We start from the raw sequence: 18,960 nt of genomic DNA on the forward strand, positions 1-18,960 counted from the left end.
AAAATTCAAATTTTTCTCTTAGTTATTACATAACTTGTCAAGCCTGTATATGGCCACATATCCAGCCTACACTTCCATTTTTATCTGAAATATATACGTTAAGACTCATTGCAATGAATAAAACGATTGTTTTCATATAGTCAATCTCTATACAACATATTTTTCGAGTTCTGTATACCACGGAAATTTTACGGCACCGTTGTCAGCATCAATAATCTCGACGTCATCAGTTCTCTGTGCGAAAATTTCACCCTCTAAGACTGCCTCTGTTTTGAATGCCTGGAAGTTATCAAACTCCTGTTCGTCAAGGTAAAACATCGGGTCAAAAAAGCCTCGGCTTCTACTGAAAAGCCTCGGCTTCTACTGAAGTCACTTGTAAAACCTACCTTATGTTCTTTTCCTTCAAAATTGATGACAAACTCACTCATTCCGGCATCAATATCAATAGTATCCTGTATTATTTGAATTATTACCGAAATCGGACAAATGACTCTTTTCCTTATTCTATCTTTTTTCTTAAAAAACATCTGTTACCTCCATATCTTTAAAATCCACACTTCCAATAACTTGAAAATACTGTGGATTCATTATTAGTATACCATCCACACTGCATCGTTACAATTAAAAAGAAGGCGCAAATCGAATGCGGAGCTGTGATATCTCTGTCATATCATGTACTCACAAGTATATCAGCTTCCTTTCCATTTCCGCCAGCATCGACCTCAATGCTTTCTCCTTCTCCTTTTTTTCTTGTTTTCTATCTCATTTCAGAAGCAGACTCCGAAATGACCGTTGTTCGTTTTCTGTATGCCAAAAGTAACTGGGCATCCATCTTAAAATGTGGGTTCAATTAGCCGCCAAGTCAATATGAGCAGCCGGGATTTAATGATTATGACAGCTACTGCTCTGTAATTAAATTTGACGCGCATATTTTCATATGGTTATTCACCGTTAGCACCCCCCAAGTTTTTTTGTTGGCAGGTGAAGCAGGTGGTATAAAAATAGCTTCTGCAATTATATTACTTTCAATTTTCCCTAAATTGGTTATACTATAACCGTTTTGGGAGCCAAATCCAAACATATTTCTTCCCACAAATGTTCCTGCTTTACTTTCAAAATCTCCTAATGTAGATATTGCTACAGCGTCAATCAGCTCTGGCTGCATATGTATATAACAGGCAAGCACAAGCATTTCTTTCTGTGGGTGCCTGCATATATTTATGATTTGTGACGCTGCGCGCTTTGCAAGGGAAATTATATTTTTCTCGTTCTTTTTCACAGAAACGCTAAAAGCAGTAGAATAATTTCCCATTGCCCCTTGTCTGTAACATTTTGTCTGATTACGAATATCAGCTGCAATAACCACCTTATTTGTATTCTCGTCCAACATCATTTTTGCAATCAGATAGTCATTTACAGTAATGCCATGTTGTTTGCATGAAGCCTGTATTTCTTCCAACTCCTGATTGCAAATGGTGAAAATTTCCTGTTTCATTTTGCATTTTTGAATATAGGCTCTTTCAAATATGCTATATTGCCCATACATAACCTTCTGTCCCTCTTTTTTCCATTTCCTATTTGCGTCTCCTACAATCAATTTACTGATAAGCGGCAAGTCGCTGTTTGAGGGAAGATCGTTTAAGCCTTGAATTAAACATTCCGGGGCAAATTGCGGCATTATCCCGTTAGCATAATGCTCTGCAAATTCCTCTGCCAGCTGTAAAACCCTCTGCCGTCACACAAAAGATGGTGGGCAATAAAAAGTATTTGAAATCCATTTTCATTTGGATAAACCACCACTTTTAGCAGACATTCTTTCTTGACATTCCACCCACGGACAGATATTTCTTCATAATCTTGCTGCCACAAAGCAGCTTCGTCCTTTACCAACACTGGAATATTCAAACAATCTTGTATTTGATAATATAATCTGCCAGTGTCCGTTTCCTCTGCAATTAAACTTTGCAGAAACGGGTGAGCCTTTTGAAGAATATCTATACTTTGCCTTAACTGTCCTTCCTCATAATGACTATCTATCTTTGCCATAATTCCAAAGTGCATATTAGGACACATAAAATGTGCACGTTCTGTATACACATAATTTTTAACCGATTTCATGTTTTTTCTCCAATTCATCATTTTCTCGCATGGCAATCTCATTTAACACCTTGTCCTGATGTGCTTCAATGGCTGCTAAGATTAACAAAGCAGCAAATACGGCTCCTGCCAAAAACAAAGAAAGTGCGGAAAACCAATGCCATCCTGCCACCCAAAATAAAATACCAATAACAAATAATACTCCAATGATTTTCATCATTATAAGTCCCGGTTCAAGCATATTCAGCTTATATTTATAGCGGTTGTCATAGCGCATATTCTTATGTTTCATATGCCGACCCCCCTTTATTTTCATTGTGATATAATTTGAAACCGGCACACGCTTCTATAAGTAACTGCCTTATTTCTTCGGGTGCAATGTTTGTCGTGTTCGTAGAAACAATAGTTGCTATACCATGCGTAAATATCCATGTTTTCACAAACACTCCCCGATCAATCGGAACAGGAACGTGTTTAGCCAGATCGTAAAGGCTTTCAAGTCTTGTTCCACTATCGGACATACATAGAAGACGAAACAGATTTTTTTCCTTCTGAGCCAGCTCCACATACTTTAGTCCCATACTTAAAAAATAGGGCGTTTCTGTATCTGATGGCTGTTGCAGCATGGTCTCTTCAAATAGTTTTTGCGTCTTTTTGTAAACTTCTTCCTTTAGTTCTTCCATATTGCGAAAAGCATGAAACACTGGTTGAGTAGAACATTTTAATTCACTGGCAAGGAAACGTGCGGTTACTTTTTCAAAACCATATGCTTTTGTCAACTCAAATGCTTTTTCAATAATTGCTTCTCTGGGTATCTTAACCTTTGGTGGCATAAATGTCCCCTCCATTACATAACTAAGTTATATATCAATGTTATTATATGCCGTACAAAGATTTTTGTCAATTCCTCTGGTTGATAGTTCATAAAAAATTAAAGTAAAGTATGATTTTAAGACTTCCGGACAAGCCATAAAAGTCCGGCACCGATCTCAAAATGTATTTCAGAATGCCGGTCCCAATTTAAAAGTTTTTAATTTCTTCAATTTTGCCTGAATTTATCTTAATAACCATATCGGCAGCATCAGCAACCGCTTTGCTGTGTGTAACCACTATCACACATTTACCTAAATCATGGGCGCTTTTCCGCAAAATCTCAATTATCTCCTCTGCTATCTCTTCGTCCAGATTTCCCGTAGGTTCATCTGCCAATAATACTTTAGCGGGACTGGCCAGTGCTCTTGCTATGGCTACTCTCTGCTGCTGGCCTCCTGACAGCTGCAGTATTTTTCTGTTCCAATCCCCCTCTGAAATCCCCACTGCCGCTAAAAGTTTTTCCGGATTTTCTTTTCCACCCAACATCACATTCTCCTTTGGGGTCAAGTAATCAATCAGATTATAACTCTGAAACACCAAAGAAACATTTTCTTTCCGATGATGGTTCAACCCTTCCTTTTGGATGTCTTCCCCTTTATAGAGGATTTTTCCTGTCACCGGTACATCCAGACCTGCCAGTAAAGATAAAAATGTAGTTTTCCCGGAACCACTTGGACCTAAGATCGCATATACATTTTCCTCTTCAAAGCAGTAGGAAATATTGTCTAAAATCTTTTTATCTCTGTTCGCTTTATAATGGTAATTTACTTTCCTGACTTCCAATATCGTCTTTTCATCATATTTTTCTGGCATAACATGCTGCTCCTTTCAGCTCATTTCACTCAAAATCTCCTTTGGTTTTTTCCGCATGATGGTAATTCCGGCTATAGTAACTGAAAACGCCAATAATCCGGCTATTACCCCTGCATCTATGGCAACCATGTTTCCTGTTATTGATATTTCTGTATCCTGTATGGTCAGTTCCGGTGCCACATAGTCCGTGGAAACGCTTCCGGCATCTGCTGCAGCCTGTTCCTGTGTCTGCCGGGCCAAATAGGAGGCAGTTGCATTCGATAAAAGCGGAGATACCCCAAGTGAAAGAACAAAGCCTATACTTCCTATCAATAATGCTTCTGTCAGAAATTGCAGCCATATCCTTTTCTTTGACTCTCCTAATGCCATCAGTATCCCAATCTCCTGTGTTCTGTTCTTCATCCAAAACAAAAAAATCAAGACCAAAATCAGGAAACTAGCGGCCGATACAAGTACTAGTAACATCTTGCTCATTTTTTCCATGTCATTAAAATTTTCAGCCATACTCTTTATGTTTCCATCGCTGTCAATCAAATCATACCGCTCCCAGTCAATGTCTGCTTTCTCAATCTCTGCTTTGATCCGGTCATACGCCCTCACATCATCAACCCTAAAAATTGCATATTGGAACAGCGGATTTCCCTCTTCGCCGGAGGCTTTCTCTGGGAAATGCAAATCTGTAAAGATGGTATTCTCCGAACGGTAGGAATCTCCCGACATTACTGGTTTTATTTTCTGGGTCGTCTTGTATATTCCCACAACTTTAGCACTATATATCCGGGAATTTTCTTTATCCTTTACATTGTTGAACTGAAGTTCAGCCCCCAGTGTAATCTGATTGAACTGAGCCAGTTCTTCAGAAATGACACAGACATTTGTCTCATTTTCCTGAATCATCCGCCCATCCACAATTTCAATCTTTCCCGCAGATACATCCATATCCATTTCCATAATACGATTTCCCCGTATATTGACCCCGCCTAAATCATTGCTTTGGTCCACATCTGAGTCTTCAATACGTTTAAAATTGACAGGATTCACTACAGTTGAAACAGTAATCAGATTATATTCTTCAATCCCATCCACTTGGGCAATTTTCTCTGCATCCTCTGGTTTTATCGTTTCAAATGAATTATCTGTTTTTACCATTGATGAACCGTCCGCAAAATGTTTAAATATAACGCCATTATAGGTTCCGTCTTCCCCCTCACTAATTTTCTTTGCAGCTTCATCTAATCTTTTGTGCCGGTTTGCCTCATTACCTTCCAGCCGAAATGTTGCTCCCACTGCCTGACGTGTCGCATCCTGCGTTTTAATGCTGGCAGACTGGCCTGCCAGACCTGCCATAAAGAAACTGCTGATCACCACTACCACCAACAGCAAAAGTATACTCTTTACAGGTTTCCTGATTATGGACCGAAGCCCTCGTTGTACCACGTTCATCCTAACCCTCCATTTCTGATAAAGTATCTTTTGGATTTGTAAGCAGGACAGGAACCAGTGAAATCCCCACCGCCAGCAATAATATCCCCAGTCCGGCAGATACCAGCCAGCCTATGTCCGTTCCCTGTATTCCAATCTTCAAGGCAAGTGAAGGTATCTGGTTCTCTGAAAACAGCATTTTTTTTAAAGCTTTGGCAATATAGCTGCCTGTCAAGACAGAGGCTGCTGTAGCTAATAGAAACACCATAAAACTCTCCAGAAGCATCTGAAGAAATATATTCACTTTATGCTCGCCCAAACTGATATAGATTGCTGTTTCTTTTTTTCTTGCCCGCATCCACATGCACAGGAGAAGCGTGATTACAATAGCCGCTGTACCCATTGTCAAAAACTGCATTAATTTAACCACCCGCACCACTTGTTCAAGAGGCTGCTCTATCTGTTGATAGAGGGCGTCCGACTTTGCCAGCTCCACTCTTTCTCCGAATATCTGGGATACCTTCTGTTCCACAACCGAAAGCTGTTCTGGATTTTTAGCGTATATAGAGACACTTTCGTAGCCTTTTTGTGCCTGTAACTGTAATGCCAGCTCCGGCGCCCCGTAGATTGTATTCTCTATCCGGTAAACTGCCAGGGTATTGCCTGTCTGCTTAGATTCCATTCCCGAACTATAAAATCCAGCTATAACTGCTTTTACTTCTGTTCCCATTTCATTGTGCAATGACAGCTCAGCCCCAAGTTTCCATTGGTTCATATCTGCAAGCTTTTGATTTATCACCACTTGATTCTGGGCACTGGGATATTCTCCTTCCATCATGCGAAGCTGCCCATCTGAAAATGGACCATCTGATTCTAAATCATCGTATGCAACAAACTGAACCTGATTGTTTTCCTTTGATGTATCATCACTCCCCGTATATAGACGAAACCCATCTGGATATCCCTGTGTCTTTGCCATTCTATTGATGTCTTTTATATTTTCCAATTTTTTAAGTTCTTCAATATCATCTGCTGTAATAGGATGATTTTCATCCGTGATTTCAGCGACTACCTTTGCTTTTGTTTTCTCCTGCAGACCCATTTTTGCTTCCTCGGAAGCTCTTAATATTGTGACGGTACAAAGGATCATAGTTTCCGCAATCAGCAGTACGAAGAATAAAATGGCAGTTTTGGATCGCTTTCGGAAAAGGTATCTGATTGATCTCTTATAAAAATTCATCACTTCACCTCTGTTATCTTAGCGTTCTATAGATGATTACCTTGTCTGCCAAAAAAGTCCCATCCTCTTGATACGTCCCGAATAGATATATGTTAGATTGCTTTTTCAACTCGGATTTATCAGAATCCTCCAATGTTGCATCACTGTCACCAGCGCTTGCAGTTGCTAACTGAAATTTTACGTTATCGCCATAAACAACAGTAATCTGATTTCCCTCGCTTCCATCATTCCCTGCAGCAGCCTGCCTGGCTTCATCCTTTGTATTTTCTCCCTGTATCACCTTACATCCCGATTCAGAAAATTCTACTACCGTTGCTGTGACATCTGCATTCTCTAACATAGCCGTAATATTTTCTGAACCGCCATCATACCGGCCTTCTGCACTGTTGATATTGTTTTCAGTATTTGCATTTGATGTATTATCCTCTTGTCCGCTGCTTCCAGCATTATTTTCTTTCTTATTCGTGATATTATCTTTATTTGAAGCTGCACTATCACCACACCCGGTAATCGCCGCCGTCCCTAAAGCCAGAACCGTCATAAATGCAATTATTTTTTTCTTCATAATGATTTACCTCCAATTTTTTAATTTTCATATTTTTATATATCGTTGGCACATTCCTTTTTTCTTTGGATATTCTGAATCATTTCTTTTACTGGCCATTATTTCCTCCCTTCTAAATACAAATATACCTGCGTAATTTATGTTTATCTCGTTTTTTATGCGTAGTTAATGTGTAGTTTCTATTTGTTACACCACGAAAAAACAGGATACCGTAAACTTTGTGTTTACGATACCCCGCTTATCTATTTCTAATTATTGGCCTCTTATCAGGTACATGTAATTTTAATCTCTACCCCATTCTCTGTATTATGGAACTGACAGCAAAATCCATGAAGCTCTATAATCATCTTTACTATATAAAGGCCCAGCCCGCTCCCTCCTGTTTTCCTGTTTCGTGACCTGTCCCTCCTATAGAATGCATCAAACAGTCTGGGGATTTCTTCTTCTGGGATCTTATCCGCTTCATTTTCAACAGAAATCACCAATTTCCCATCTTCTCTGAAAATCTCTATCCAGATGTTTCCATTGTCTGGTGTATATTTGACCGCATTTCCAATCACGTTACTGAGGACTTTTTCAAACTGCGCCTCGTCAGCCATGACCTCGGCATGTTCCAAAAGGGCGGTGTGTATCTGGATTCCCTTATCAATTGCTATATCTTCCAGATTACGGATGACGCCCTGAACCATTTTATTTAAAGATACCCTTACCCGATTCAAAACGAAACCAGATGATTTTATCCGGGCAACAGACAATATCTCCCGGATCATCCCATCCATGGAATCAACCACCTCATAAGAACGCTTCAAATATTTGTCCCTGTCTTTGTAACCCCCTATTCCATATAACATTCCCTGTATCTGTCCTTTCAGAACCGTAACCGGTGTCTTGAGTTCATGGGAAACTGCTGAGAAAAATGCAAGCTGCTGCTGTTCCATCTCTTTTTCATGCAGGATATCCTCCTGCAGCAACAAATTTTTTTCTTTTAATTCACCTAACGCCTCCTCTAGTTTTTCAGACAGTTGATTCAAATTTTCTCCTAACACTCCAATTTCATCACTGCGGTTTTCCGGGCAGCGAATCTGAAAATCCAGCGCCGACAGTCTTTTTGATACCTTGCTCAATTTTAAGATAGGATTTGTCACATATCTGCTGTAAAACAATGCAATGACAAGTGAGATAAAAATTGAAATACCAATCAATACCGGCAATATCCGATTCAGTGAATTTAATGCCGCATTTGCCCTCTGCTTTGTCCCAAATAACAGGATCTGATAATCAGGACCGCTTTTGCGCTGTATAAAGTACGTTTTTGTTATCCCTTTGCTTATCTGGGATTTTTCGCTGTCAGTATCCGGATCTAATTTATATTCAATCTGGCCAAAAGATTTTAAATCTTTTCCATTTTTATCCTTAAGCGTAATGGAAAGACCATATTCCAAGGCATACATCTTCAACATGGTTTCCATCTCTGATTCTGATACCTGGGTTAACTGGGTGATTAAATTCTTTGTTGATTCATCCAAACTTTCATCTAACTCTGCCAAATAACTCTTTGACACCCCAAATGCAACCATACCATAGATGAAACCGCTGACTGCAAACAGAAGCACAGCCGTCAGTATGAAAATTTTCACTGCCAAATGTTCTTTAATATATTTTTTCAATCCGGTATCCCACTCCCCTTACTGTCTCTATATAGTTCCCTGCATCTCCTAATTTTTTTCTCAAATTTTTTATGTGGTTATCAACTGCACGCTCTTCCCCATCATATTCATATTTCCACAAACGATTCAAGAAACTGTCTCTGGTAATAACCTTCCCCTGATTCTCCAGTAATTCCTTTAGAATCTCGTATTCTTTTTGTGTCAGGTCAACCTCCTGCCTGCCGACTTTTACCCGGTAGTTATCTACCATCAGTGTCATTTCCTTATAATGAAGCTCCTCTTTCATTTCCTGTCCGGACATCTCATAACGCCTCAGCACAGCCTCAATTTTTTTCATCATGATAGGAAGGGATACAGGTTTGGGAATATAATCGTCAATCTGCAATTCAAAGCCTTTTAACTGGTCCTTTTCACTTCCAAGCGCACTGATCATAATGATTGGAACCCCTGATTCTCTGCGTATCAGTTCACATACAGCATAACCATCCATTTTAGGAAGCATAATATCTAATAAGACTAAATCTGGTTTCTCTTTTCTGAATATACTAACACCATCAATTCCATTATCAGTTGTGATCACCCTATACTCTTGATCCTCTAAAAAGAATTGCAGCATCTCCTGTATATCGAGATCATCTTCAATAATCAATATCGTTTTCATACTATCACTCCTTAAATATTTCTATGATACCACACTACCTTGTAGTTTGTGTGTAGAAATCAGAAGATTTAATATCAAATGCATCCTCCTTTCTTATTGCCGGTATTAGGCCATACAAAAATAAGCTGCAGAACACAGCTTCTTTTTGTATGGTCTTAATGATTCTGTTTTATATGCCGTTACAGCAAACTTCACAGTCTTTTCGGAAAAATGAGATCCCATAGCAAGCTATCTTCCGATAACCTTCTGTGCGCAGTTCTTCCATGTAACCTTTTTCATAAATCTGGTCCAAGGCCTTTCTGGCATCGCCTTCCAGATTGTCAATACTGTCAGATACCTTCACCTCAATGATAAATGCTCTGCCCCGCAGGGAAGGGCTCCTTACCATCAGATCGGAGCGTCTATTCCCTGATTCCCGGTTAGACTTTACCAGATATGACTCACTCTGGCTCAATATTCCGGTCAGAAAGCCATGGTAGAAATTCTCTGCACTGTCATAAAAGCTGATGGTGGACAAAAGCTGCTCCCCCAGGATTTCGCCCATCTTCCCGGCATCGCCTTCCTCCATTGCCCGATACAGATCCTGGAATCCGCGCTTCTTGATCCTCTCACGGAACCAGTAGAGGATGGTGCTTTGATAGATGCTCCGAACTTCCATATTGGGGATGCGGACATTCAGAAATATGGAAGACTCCTTGAAAAATTCACTCTCCTTTGTCAGATATCCGGTAAAATACAGGAAATTCCACAGGTTCTCACCATTTTCATGGATATCCTCATAAGTGATTTCTTCATGTACACGGATTTCCAGAGGTTCTCCCTCCAGAAGCATTTCAATCTGCCCTTTGGTTTCCCTGTCCGCCCGGGCGATCATGTCCTTGATGATCTCATTGGAACTGGTATTGATCCAGTAAGGACGTGGGAATGCATGTGCATCCGCATCCAGGTCATAAAGAAATTTTATCACACTCCAGGGATTATACACTTCCGTATCCCCAAACTGGTATCCGTCATACCATTCCTTCATAGCAGGGAATCGTTCTTCCCTCTGGTAGTATGCCATTGCTCCACGTACTTCCGGTTCCGTAAATCCAAAATGCTCGCTGTATCTCTTATCCATCACAGAAATGATGTTCAGGTGGTTGAGCCCTGTGAATATGCTCTCTTTGGATATCCGAAAGCATCCCGTGATCACAGCAAACTTCAGATAATCGTTAGTCTTTAATGCAGATTCAAAAAGAGAACGGATAAAATTGACCATTTTATCATAGAAACCTGCAAAATGAGAACTTTCCAATGGCACATCATATTCATCCAAAAGGAGGACCGTCTTTTCTCCCGTTGCCAGATAAAGGCATCTGCTTAAAAATTTTAATGCTCCGGAATAGGCATCGTATCCTGCCTTCCCTTCTGCTATTTCCTGATACTGCTGCAGTTCTGTCTTTGAAAGCACGCCTTCTTTCATCAGGAAGCTATGCCGCTTAAATTCCTCTGCGATCTCTTCTTTAATTTTATAGTACGCTGATTCAAAACTGGCCTGCTTTGCAGATTTAAGGGTCAGGTTGATCACAGCATAGATTCCCATTTGAGCCGTATATTCCTCTCCAGCTGCCATGATCTTAAGCCCTTCAAAAAGTTTCCGGTTTTGGCTTTTCTGTACGGGTTCTCTCACATCTTCAAAAAAATAGCGGAGCATGCTTAAATTTAAGGTCTTCCCAAACCGTCTGGGGCGGGTGAAAAGGTTCACCTTTCCTTTTAAATCCAGAAGTTCTTTAATAAAAAGTGTCTTATCCACGTAATAATAGCCGCCAGTCACAAGCTTTTCAAAATTGTCTACACCAATTGGCAATGCCTTTTTCATTTTTCTTTACCACCAAATTTCCAACGCCTGCTTTCGCCTTTCACATGCCGTTACCTGGATGTAATCCTATTTGCAGCGTCAGAAGTTCGTTGCCTTAAGAGGAAATTCCTCTCATATACAGATCCATCGACTCGGCTACGATCTTAGAATGGGCGACCGCTTCTACGACGGTCCGCGCCCCGTTTACGACATCCCCGCTTGCAAAAATCTCTGGTCTTGAGGTCCGGCCTTTTTCATCTGCCAGCAGTAAACCGTGGGAGTTGGCTTCCAGGCCTTTCGTCGTGTTCACCAGTTGGTTCCGTGGTCCCTGGCTGATTGAGATGATGACACTGTCAGCGTGATACAGTGTTTCTGTACCGGAAATACGTTCCACCGTGCCGTCTTCATTTTCTTGCACATCCGCAAAAATGACGCCTTCATCGGTGATTTCCAGTGGAATTTTCAGGTATATGAATTCTACGCCCTCTAAAACCGCATAATCGAATTCATGACGGCTTGCTGCTGCCGTGGATTCCCTTGAAAAGCACTGAAGTTCCCTGACGCCTTTTCTCAGTGCTGTTCTGGCTACATCCATCGCCGCATTTCCTGCCCCGATTACGATAACCTTCTCCCCAAGGTGAAAACTGTCCGGATTGTTCAGGTAGTTGATTCCGTAGTGTACGTGCCCAAGTGTCTCACCTTTGATATGCAGGGCATTCGGGCGCCACACACCGGTTCCGATGAAGATAGACCGGTAGCCGTCTCTCAAAAGATCATCAATTGTGATGGCGCCTCCAATCGTTGTATTTGGCCTGACTTTGATTCCTTTCAGACGCAGGTGCCGGTACTCAAAGTCATCCAGTATACTTTTTGGCAGGCGGAACTCCGGTATTCCGTAACGGAGCACACCACCGATCTTATCTTTGCTTTCGAATATGGTTACCTGATAACCTTTTCGGGCAAGGAGTACAGCTATGGTAAGTCCTGCCGGGCCGGAGCCGATAATAGCTGTACGCATCCCGTTGGACGGTGCCGGGCCTTTTACCATTTTAGAACTGTACGTGCCGGAGATATAGTTTTCAATCGTAGAAAAATGTACCGGTGCACCTTTCCTTGCAAGTACACAGTGTCCTTCGCATTGTTTCTCATGATTGCAGATCAGGCTGCATACCGTAGTCAGAGGGTTGTTCTCAAACAGTTTCCGGCCCGCTTCATCCAGATGGCCGTCCAGCATCAGCCGGATGACTTCCGGTATCGGAGTGCCGATGGGACACCCTTTTTGGCACTGCGGCTTTTTGCAGTTCAGGCAGCGGTTCGCCTCATCAAGTACATGTGCAGCCATAATATAATTCCTCCTTCACTTCCGGTATTTGTAGCATCTTTATCCAGTTTGGTTGTTTTTTTCGTATCTATAGTATAGCATGTCCTTCTCAAAATTGCAGCCAAATGTTTTATGCCTAATTCTTTTTGTTTCTCTTTGCCCTGAGAAATTCTACGTTGGCTTCTACCTTCTTCTTTGTCAGCGGATATACAAATATCAGCATTAAGGCAACACAGATAAAAAGGATTCCCGGAACAATCGTTGCCAGTTTATAAAGGCCGCTTAGTACTTCGGCTGTCTGGGTTTTTGCGGCAGATTCATATCCGATGATGCCAAGCGCATACCCGCCGAGTCCCCCTGCAAGTGCCTGCCCTACTTTTCTTGCAAAAGAATAGACCGCATAGACCGTTCCATCCTCTCTTTTGCCACTCTTTACTTCCACATCATCGATGACGTCAATAATGTTTGCCCAGATAATCAGGTTAAAGTAGTTGACCCCCAGATAGCCAACAGCTGCCGCGATAGCAAATACCCATACATGTTTCACATTCAGGAAGCCAAGCGCAAGGAAAACTGTCCCTGTAAAAATGGTTGCGGCGGCCGCTGATTCTTTCTTCCCGTATTTCTTAACAACGGCTCCTGTAATTGTTGCCATGAGCAGGGAGCATACCATCGTGATCATATTGTAAACAGAAAGTGCTTTTATATTGCTAAAATAGTCCGCATAGAGATAGGTATTGACGCTGGAAAGCATCAGCGAACTCAGCAGAAGGAAAATGGCTGCGCCTATAATCCCAAGCAGCGCCCTGTTGGAGAAAATTGCTCCAAAAGTTTTTGCCAGGGAGATTTTCTCCGCATTCGGGTCTGGCTGGATCTTGATGCGCTCTATCGTACACTTATAGCAGATGATGTAACAGATAATTGCGCATACTGAGAAGATACCTGCGACCACCGGGAAGATTTTCCCGTCATTCCGGATTACCTGTGTGCCGGATGCATCGGTCATATAGATGATCATCGGACCACCCACACCGATCACAAGCTGTGCCAGTGTTGCACCGATACTCCTGAATGTGGAAAGTGCGGTACGCTCTTCCGGGACATCTGTGATCGCGGATGCCATAGAACCGTATGGTATATTGATCCCGGTGTAGCAGATACTTCCCCACAGGATATATGTAACATACATATAGATCATCTTTACCGTCATTGAAGCGTCAGCCAGAGATGACTGGTACATCAGGAAACTGGCAATTGCCACCGGACCAGCCATGATCCGGATCCAGCGCTTGAATTTCCCGTCTTTTCCAGGCTTGCATGTATCCACGATTCTGCCCATTGTGACATCCGTAAATGCATCCACAAACCTTGCCACAAGGAATAATGTACCCACGGCCGCCCCGCTGATACCAAGTACCTTCATGTAAAATACCATGAGAAAAGTACTGGAAAACATAAATGTGAAATCATTTCCGAAATCACCGAACATATAGCCGATTTTATCTTTCAGGCCAAATGGTTTTACTGCTTTTTCATTCATCTTCCTTCCCTCCTGAAATGATTCTGGTATCAGAATCTTGTCTCCCATCTTCCGCAGAATACATTTTCATTGTACCGTCCCTTAAACTCGCTTCTGCCCATCATCTTCTCCAGTGTTGCCGCGAAACTCTCGTGATGGTCCATATAAGAATTGATGTAGCACCTTGCCATCGGCACATCAATCAGGTTATTTGTATTACTTAAGGATACAACAAATGTCGGGAGTTCTGACATATACCAGGGCTGTTTTGCAGGTTCATCCCATTTGACGCGCATGGTATTGTACTGGGCGAATCCCTGTACATTTAGAATCAGGAGTACACAGTCATAATTCTTTTTAAATTCCTCTATTTTGCCTTTCTTCGCCGGAACCTCAGAATCCACCTGGAATCCTGCTTCTTCAAGCTGGGAAACGATATCCTCGATGATGTTCTTATCATTAGACTCAAACTTCATACCCGCGATTACAGTCGCCTCCGAGCCGATATACATCAGTTTTATTCGTTTGTATTTTTCCGGTGTCATCGGCAGGTAGTGCAGACGGTCCTTCACCAGCGTCACATACTTGTCTGCGAATGCTCTCGATGCCCTGTGGTGTTCCTCACACCCAACCACTGAAAGGTTTTCTTTCGGCGCTGTCAGAGCACCTTCCTTCTGAAGCGTGTGAAGGTTCAGTGCCGCCTTCACCCCGAGAATCCTGTGAAGTGCATCGTTTAGGCGTTCCTCCGTGATCGTTCCGTTTTTGTAGCCTTCCATCATGTAACCGAAATCTTCCTCCCTTTCATTGAAAAACAGGTACATGTCGCAGCCTGCCGCTATTGCCTGCGGAACCTGGCGGCTTCTTGGTATTGTTGCACCGAACATTCCGATCATGTGGGAAGCATCTGTTACGACAAGACCGTTGAATCCCAGCTGCCCCTTTAAAAGGCCGGTAATCAGTTCCGGTGCCAGTGTTGCCGGAAGGATATCCTCATCCCTGATGCCGGGGCGCAGCTTCTTAGAATATGCAGGAAGTGCGATATGTCCGGCCATGATTGTCATGACACCTTCCTCTATCAGCTCCCTGTAAACTTTACCGTATGTCTGGTCCCACTTCTCACAGCCGAACTCATTGATTCCCATAATCAGGTGCTGGTCATTTTCCTCTGTTCCGTCTCCCGGGAAGTGTTTCATACAGGTAGCCATATTCTGCGTCTTCATTCCCTTGAAAAATGATTTTGCATAACGGATGACATCGTCCGGATTATCATTGAATGCCCGCAGCTGCACAATTGTATTTCTCCAGTTATAGGTCAGGTCTACAACCGGTGCAAAGTTCCAGTTGCATCCTACCGCAGCCGCTTCCCGCGCGGATATTTCCGCCATCTTAAATACCGCTTCCTCTGAATCGATCGCTGCCATAGCCGCCCCGTTTGCAATCGGCGTCCCGCCCTTTGTTCCTCCATTTCCACCTGCTTCACAGTTCGATGCAATCAGAAGCGGGATTTTTGTCGTCTTTTGCAGGCAGTCTGCCATCTCCCACAATTCCTCTTTTGGTGCATTGTGGTAACGGATTGCCCCCGGATGGTAGGTATCCAAAATTTTTTTAATATTCTCCGGTTTTCTTTCTTCCCCGTTTGATACCATGTTGACAAAAAGCTGCCCGATTTTTTCCTCTGTGGTCATCCCAGCAATCGTGTCTTCCACCCACTGGATCTGTTCTTCATTCAGATAATAAGGTTTTTCTTTTAAATTTACCATGTTGGTTCCTCCTGCTTTTTCAAGAATATGTTTCATCTGTTTCTTTCTTCTTATTTGTTATGGCCTCGTCAGGTTGTCTACAAACTGCTGTATCAGTCCCTTCTGATATTTACCCTGGAATGTATTGTTTTTCATCCTTTCTACTGCGGCCTCGAGTTGTTCCCAACTTTCGGACTCACGGGATACGAGAATCGGATAATACAGGACGCCGTTTGATTGTGCCGCATCCATGTCTCCCGGCGCATCTCCTGCCATCAGGACATGTTCTCTCACATACCCATAAGCCAGCAGCCTTTCAATACAGCTTTTCTTGGATCCCGCATTCTGCGCCAGAAGCACATCTACATGTGTGAGAAGTTTAAATCTCGTCCATTCTTCTCTCACAGCCTCATAATTGGCCGAGGATACAATAGCAATATCACAGGTCTCATGAAGTTTCTTGATGACGTCCTGAACATGGCCAAAGGGTTTGATATCCTCTTTCGGCAGTTCTGTGATTGCTTTATTTACTTCCTGCGACCAGTTCAGTGCCTTTTTCATACAAATACTGCCCGTTTCGCCAATCGCCTGTTCAAGCGCTGCATTAGACAACTCATCGGAATCCTCCGTCCATTTTACAAATGTCTGTACATCTTCGATCTTTGTATATAGCCGGTCCGCTTCCTCAAGAGCCGCAGCAAGACCCCTGAAACGGTTGATCCCTCTTGTCATAGAATAGAGGTTTACCTGATTCCAGCGCTTCAGGATCTCCTCCCTGTGTGCATCCAGTCCCCATTCTGTTACCATACACGGACCAAAACAGCGGATATGTTTGATATCCATACTGTCTATGGCACATCCGTCCGAATCAATGCAGACAAGATATTCTTTCTTTTTACTAAAATCCGAAAAGGGATTCCTCATTGTTTCATGTCCTCTCTTTCTCTTCTGATGTAATTAGCATACCTGTTTTCCCTCTATAAAAGAATAATAATATCCATTGTTTTTAGCACAATATTATGCTATTTTATATATAAAAACTATTTTGTCTTATTTTGACGAATGATATATTCCCTTTTCGAGGTGGCAAACTATGGAACATAAACAACTGGATCTCTTTTATCAGGCTGTCACAGCCTGCAATGTAGGCTGCTGTGTAATCTTCAAAGATAACTCAAATCTTTCCCAGACTGACAACGGCTTGCGCCTTCGTCTTTATGAGGACTACAATTATCAGACCCTTCAGGTTTTTTTGGAACAGTACATAACTCCAGGCAGGCTCGTCCGGTATGAAGATGCTTTCGGTATGTTTCACATACTCCTGCATATCCCTTCCCAGTATTTGTATGATTACGAATCTCCTCATTTTGTGATTGGCCCTTATCTTGAAAGCAGACCGCCAGAGGAACAGGTACAGCAGATTATGGAGCGGATGCACATTCCGGACCAGTTGTATCAAGACATCCGGCTTTTTTATGGCTCCACGCCGGTACTCCCTGATATGGAGAGTTTTGAGTCCCTCGTCCTGAACCTGTCACAGGGACTGTTTCACACAGAATATACAGTTACACACTTGCCCGACAAGAATGAATTTCATATGGAAAACTCCCCCATGATTTTAAAGCTGCGCGAGAGGCCGCAGATTTCTGTCAGTACGATTGAAGAGCGTTACGAGGTGGAGAACCAGATGCTGGCTGCCATCTCCGCAGGTGATGACAAGAAGGCTCATGAATTATACCAAAAGTTCCAGACCTTCCAGCTTCGGCCCAGATCAGACAATGCCCTGCAGAATAAAAGGCATGGGGTCATTATCCTGAATACACTCTTTCGCAAGGCCGTGGAATCGGGAGGGGTGCCCCCTCTTTATATCGATGACCTTTCCGGGAAATTTGCCATCCTGATCAATGAAGCGCGTACAGAAAGAGCGCTGGATCACCTCTCTGCAGATATGCTGCGCAAATACTGCCTGATGGTGAAAAATCATTCCATGACCGGCTACTCTAAGGTTGTGAAAGAAGTCATTTCCTATATCGACTTTCACTATGCGGAAGATTTAAGCCTCGCATTTTTTGCGGAAATGTTCAGTATGAGTAAAAACTACCTCTCCGGTCTCTTTAAAAAAGAAACCGGGATAACCCTGACTAATTATATTCATCAGGTACGTATACGCAGGGCAGTCACACTGATTAATGCCTCTTCCCTGTCAATCACAACCATTGCCGCTTCCTGCGGATACAACGATATCAATTATTTTATACGAATGTTCCGGCGTTTCCTTGGCATGTCGCCGAAGCAGTACCAAAAGTCCATCCTGCATCCGGAGCAGCCTTAAAAAGGGTTGTCGTTTAATTCTAGTTTTTAACCTTTCAACCCCGGAAATGAAATTATCTCGTGAAATCCAGGCTTTTTTAAGCTTTGGATCATCACGAGATAATCTTCCAGATCTGTTTTTGCTGTGTCTGCGATTGATGCCAATAGCACTCAACGGATATTATTACTTTATCTCATATTCTCAATTTCATCCTGCAGGTTTTTTAAAAATTTACCTGCGTGTGCACCATCCATTTGCGTATGGTGGAACTGAAACGAGATAGACAAAAGTGCCTTATCGCCATCAATGCGGTATTTTCCCCATATAATAAATGGATTATTGAAAATACCACTATTCATACCCACAGCGCCATCTAACTCTACATTCACAATCGCAGATGTGCCAATAATCATATAATTCTCAGACAGGTCATGGTCGGTACAGGTATCATGTACCTCTTTTGTATATTGCAGATAATCAGCATTGAATTTTTCTAAGTCATCCGTAAATGCAATATCGCAGGAACTGACTTCCCCGTCTTTATTTGCAACAATGGTATTGACAGCGATTTTATCATACTGCATCAGCTTATCTCCCACAGGCAGCAGATAAAATTCTTTTACAGACACTGCCGCTTTACCAATACAGAAATCTAGCAGCATATTGAACTTCATGCCATGACTTTTGCTTGCTTTAATTAACGGCATCACGTCGTAGGTCTTAAAAAATGTGACCATCGGATTCAGAGCTTTCATCCATAGCTCATATGCCGAGGCTCTTGCTGTATCTTTAGGATTTACTTCTCTTACACTCATTATACTAGCCCTTTCGCTTTTTTCAAACCAATAAAGTATATTATCGCTGCCCCCAATATGTGGGCAAATTTAAATCC

General features: G+C 42.2%; 18 protein-coding genes. 1 reads left to right on the forward strand and 17 read right to left on the reverse strand.

All coding sequences use genetic code 11. The features are described 5' to 3' along the window. Nucleotides 1-254: 254 nt before the first annotated feature. The 16 genes from NSB28_RS00760 to NSB28_RS00835 all read right to left on the reverse strand — a co-directional run bounded on the left by NSB28_RS00760 (nucleotide 255) and on the right by NSB28_RS00835 (nucleotide 16,681). The gene (locus NSB28_RS00760) at nucleotides 255-527 is read right to left on the reverse strand and encodes a hypothetical protein (protein WP_109624658.1); all 273 of its coding nucleotides are present in this window, start codon (nucleotides 525-527) and stop codon (nucleotides 255-257) included. A gap of 371 nt (nucleotides 528-898) precedes the next feature. Beyond that, nucleotides 899-1,546, reverse strand: coding sequence for a hypothetical protein (locus NSB28_RS00765; protein ID WP_257497361.1), 648 nt, complete (start codon nucleotides 1,544-1,546; stop codon nucleotides 899-901). A 131-nt stretch (nucleotides 1,547-1,677) separates the two neighbouring features. After that, nucleotides 1,678-2,118 (reverse strand): hypothetical protein, encoded by a 441-nt coding sequence (locus tag NSB28_RS00770; protein ID WP_109624656.1) that lies wholly within the window; start codon nucleotides 2,116-2,118, stop codon nucleotides 1,678-1,680. Further along, on the reverse strand, nucleotides 2,105-2,389 hold the full coding sequence (locus NSB28_RS00775) for a hypothetical protein (RefSeq protein ID WP_109624655.1): 285 nt from the start codon (nucleotides 2,387-2,389) through the stop codon (nucleotides 2,105-2,107). Before NSB28_RS00775 ends, NSB28_RS00770 begins: the two co-directional genes overlap by 14 nt. Further along, a complete protein-coding gene (locus NSB28_RS00780) occupies nucleotides 2,379-2,930 on the reverse strand; it encodes a TetR/AcrR family transcriptional regulator (RefSeq protein ID WP_109624654.1) in 552 nt (183 codons plus the stop codon). The genes NSB28_RS00775 and NSB28_RS00780 overlap by 11 nt, the downstream gene beginning before the upstream one ends. Nucleotides 2,931-3,117: 187 nt before the next feature. Further along, nucleotides 3,118-3,783: an ABC transporter ATP-binding protein gene (locus tag NSB28_RS00785; protein WP_109624653.1), complete on the reverse strand. Its 666-nt coding sequence runs from the start codon at nucleotides 3,781-3,783 to the stop codon at nucleotides 3,118-3,120. 15 nt (nucleotides 3,784-3,798) lie between these two features. Then, on the reverse strand, nucleotides 3,799-5,226 hold the full coding sequence (locus NSB28_RS00790; RefSeq protein ID WP_109624652.1) for an ABC transporter permease: 1,428 nt from the start codon (nucleotides 5,224-5,226) through the stop codon (nucleotides 3,799-3,801). Nucleotide 5,227: 1 nt separating this feature from the next. Next, a complete protein-coding gene (locus NSB28_RS00795) occupies nucleotides 5,228-6,307 on the reverse strand; it encodes an ABC transporter permease (protein WP_257497362.1) in 1,080 nt (359 codons plus the stop codon). A gap of 151 nt (nucleotides 6,308-6,458) precedes the next feature. Further along, nucleotides 6,459-7,010: a hypothetical protein gene (locus NSB28_RS00800; RefSeq protein WP_109624650.1), complete on the reverse strand. Its 552-nt coding sequence runs from the start codon at nucleotides 7,008-7,010 to the stop codon at nucleotides 6,459-6,461. A gap of 266 nt (nucleotides 7,011-7,276) precedes the next feature. Beyond that, nucleotides 7,277-8,677 (reverse strand): sensor histidine kinase, encoded by a 1,401-nt coding sequence (locus NSB28_RS00805; RefSeq protein ID WP_109624649.1) that lies wholly within the window; start codon nucleotides 8,675-8,677, stop codon nucleotides 7,277-7,279. Then, complete coding sequence (locus tag NSB28_RS00810) at nucleotides 8,661-9,338, reverse strand: response regulator transcription factor (RefSeq protein ID WP_109624648.1); 678 nt, start codon at nucleotides 9,336-9,338, stop codon at nucleotides 8,661-8,663. The genes NSB28_RS00805 and NSB28_RS00810 overlap by 17 nt, the downstream gene beginning before the upstream one ends. 169 nt (nucleotides 9,339-9,507) lie before the next feature. Continuing rightward, on the reverse strand, nucleotides 9,508-11,199 hold the full coding sequence (locus tag NSB28_RS00815; protein WP_109624647.1) for an AAA family ATPase: 1,692 nt from the start codon (nucleotides 11,197-11,199) through the stop codon (nucleotides 9,508-9,510). A gap of 94 nt (nucleotides 11,200-11,293) precedes the next feature. Then, complete coding sequence (locus NSB28_RS00820) at nucleotides 11,294-12,520, reverse strand: NAD(P)-dependent oxidoreductase (RefSeq protein WP_109624646.1); 1,227 nt, start codon at nucleotides 12,518-12,520, stop codon at nucleotides 11,294-11,296. A 115-nt stretch (nucleotides 12,521-12,635) separates the two neighbouring features. Then, nucleotides 12,636-14,039, reverse strand: a complete 1,404-nt coding sequence (locus NSB28_RS00825) for an MFS transporter (RefSeq protein WP_109624645.1) — start codon at nucleotides 14,037-14,039, stop codon at nucleotides 12,636-12,638. 29 nt (nucleotides 14,040-14,068) lie between these two features. Continuing rightward, the gene (locus NSB28_RS00830; RefSeq protein WP_109624644.1) at nucleotides 14,069-15,778 is read right to left on the reverse strand and encodes a glycoside hydrolase family 3 protein; all 1,710 of its coding nucleotides are present in this window, start codon (nucleotides 15,776-15,778) and stop codon (nucleotides 14,069-14,071) included. A 57-nt stretch (nucleotides 15,779-15,835) separates the two neighbouring features. Next, nucleotides 15,836-16,681 carry an HAD family hydrolase gene (locus tag NSB28_RS00835; RefSeq protein WP_109624643.1) on the reverse strand — a complete coding sequence of 282 codons (846 nt, stop codon included), beginning with the start codon at nucleotides 16,679-16,681 and terminating at the stop codon, nucleotides 15,836-15,838. Between the two features lie 169 nt (nucleotides 16,682-16,850). On the opposite strand from NSB28_RS00835, the gene NSB28_RS00840 reads away from it, so the two are divergent. After that, nucleotides 16,851-18,089, forward strand: coding sequence for an AraC family transcriptional regulator (locus NSB28_RS00840; RefSeq protein ID WP_109624642.1), 1,239 nt, complete (start codon nucleotides 16,851-16,853; stop codon nucleotides 18,087-18,089). Between the two features lie 167 nt (nucleotides 18,090-18,256). Here NSB28_RS00840 and NSB28_RS00845 read toward each other — a convergent pair whose 3' ends face one another. Next, nucleotides 18,257-18,883, reverse strand: coding sequence for a CatA-like O-acetyltransferase, family 2 (locus tag NSB28_RS00845; RefSeq protein ID WP_109624641.1), 627 nt, complete (start codon nucleotides 18,881-18,883; stop codon nucleotides 18,257-18,259). Nucleotides 18,884-18,960: the final 77 nt, after the last annotated feature.

It is taken from the genome of Murimonas intestini (assembly GCF_024622195.1).
GTDB lineage: Bacteria > Bacillota > Clostridia > Lachnospirales > Lachnospiraceae > Murimonas > Murimonas intestini.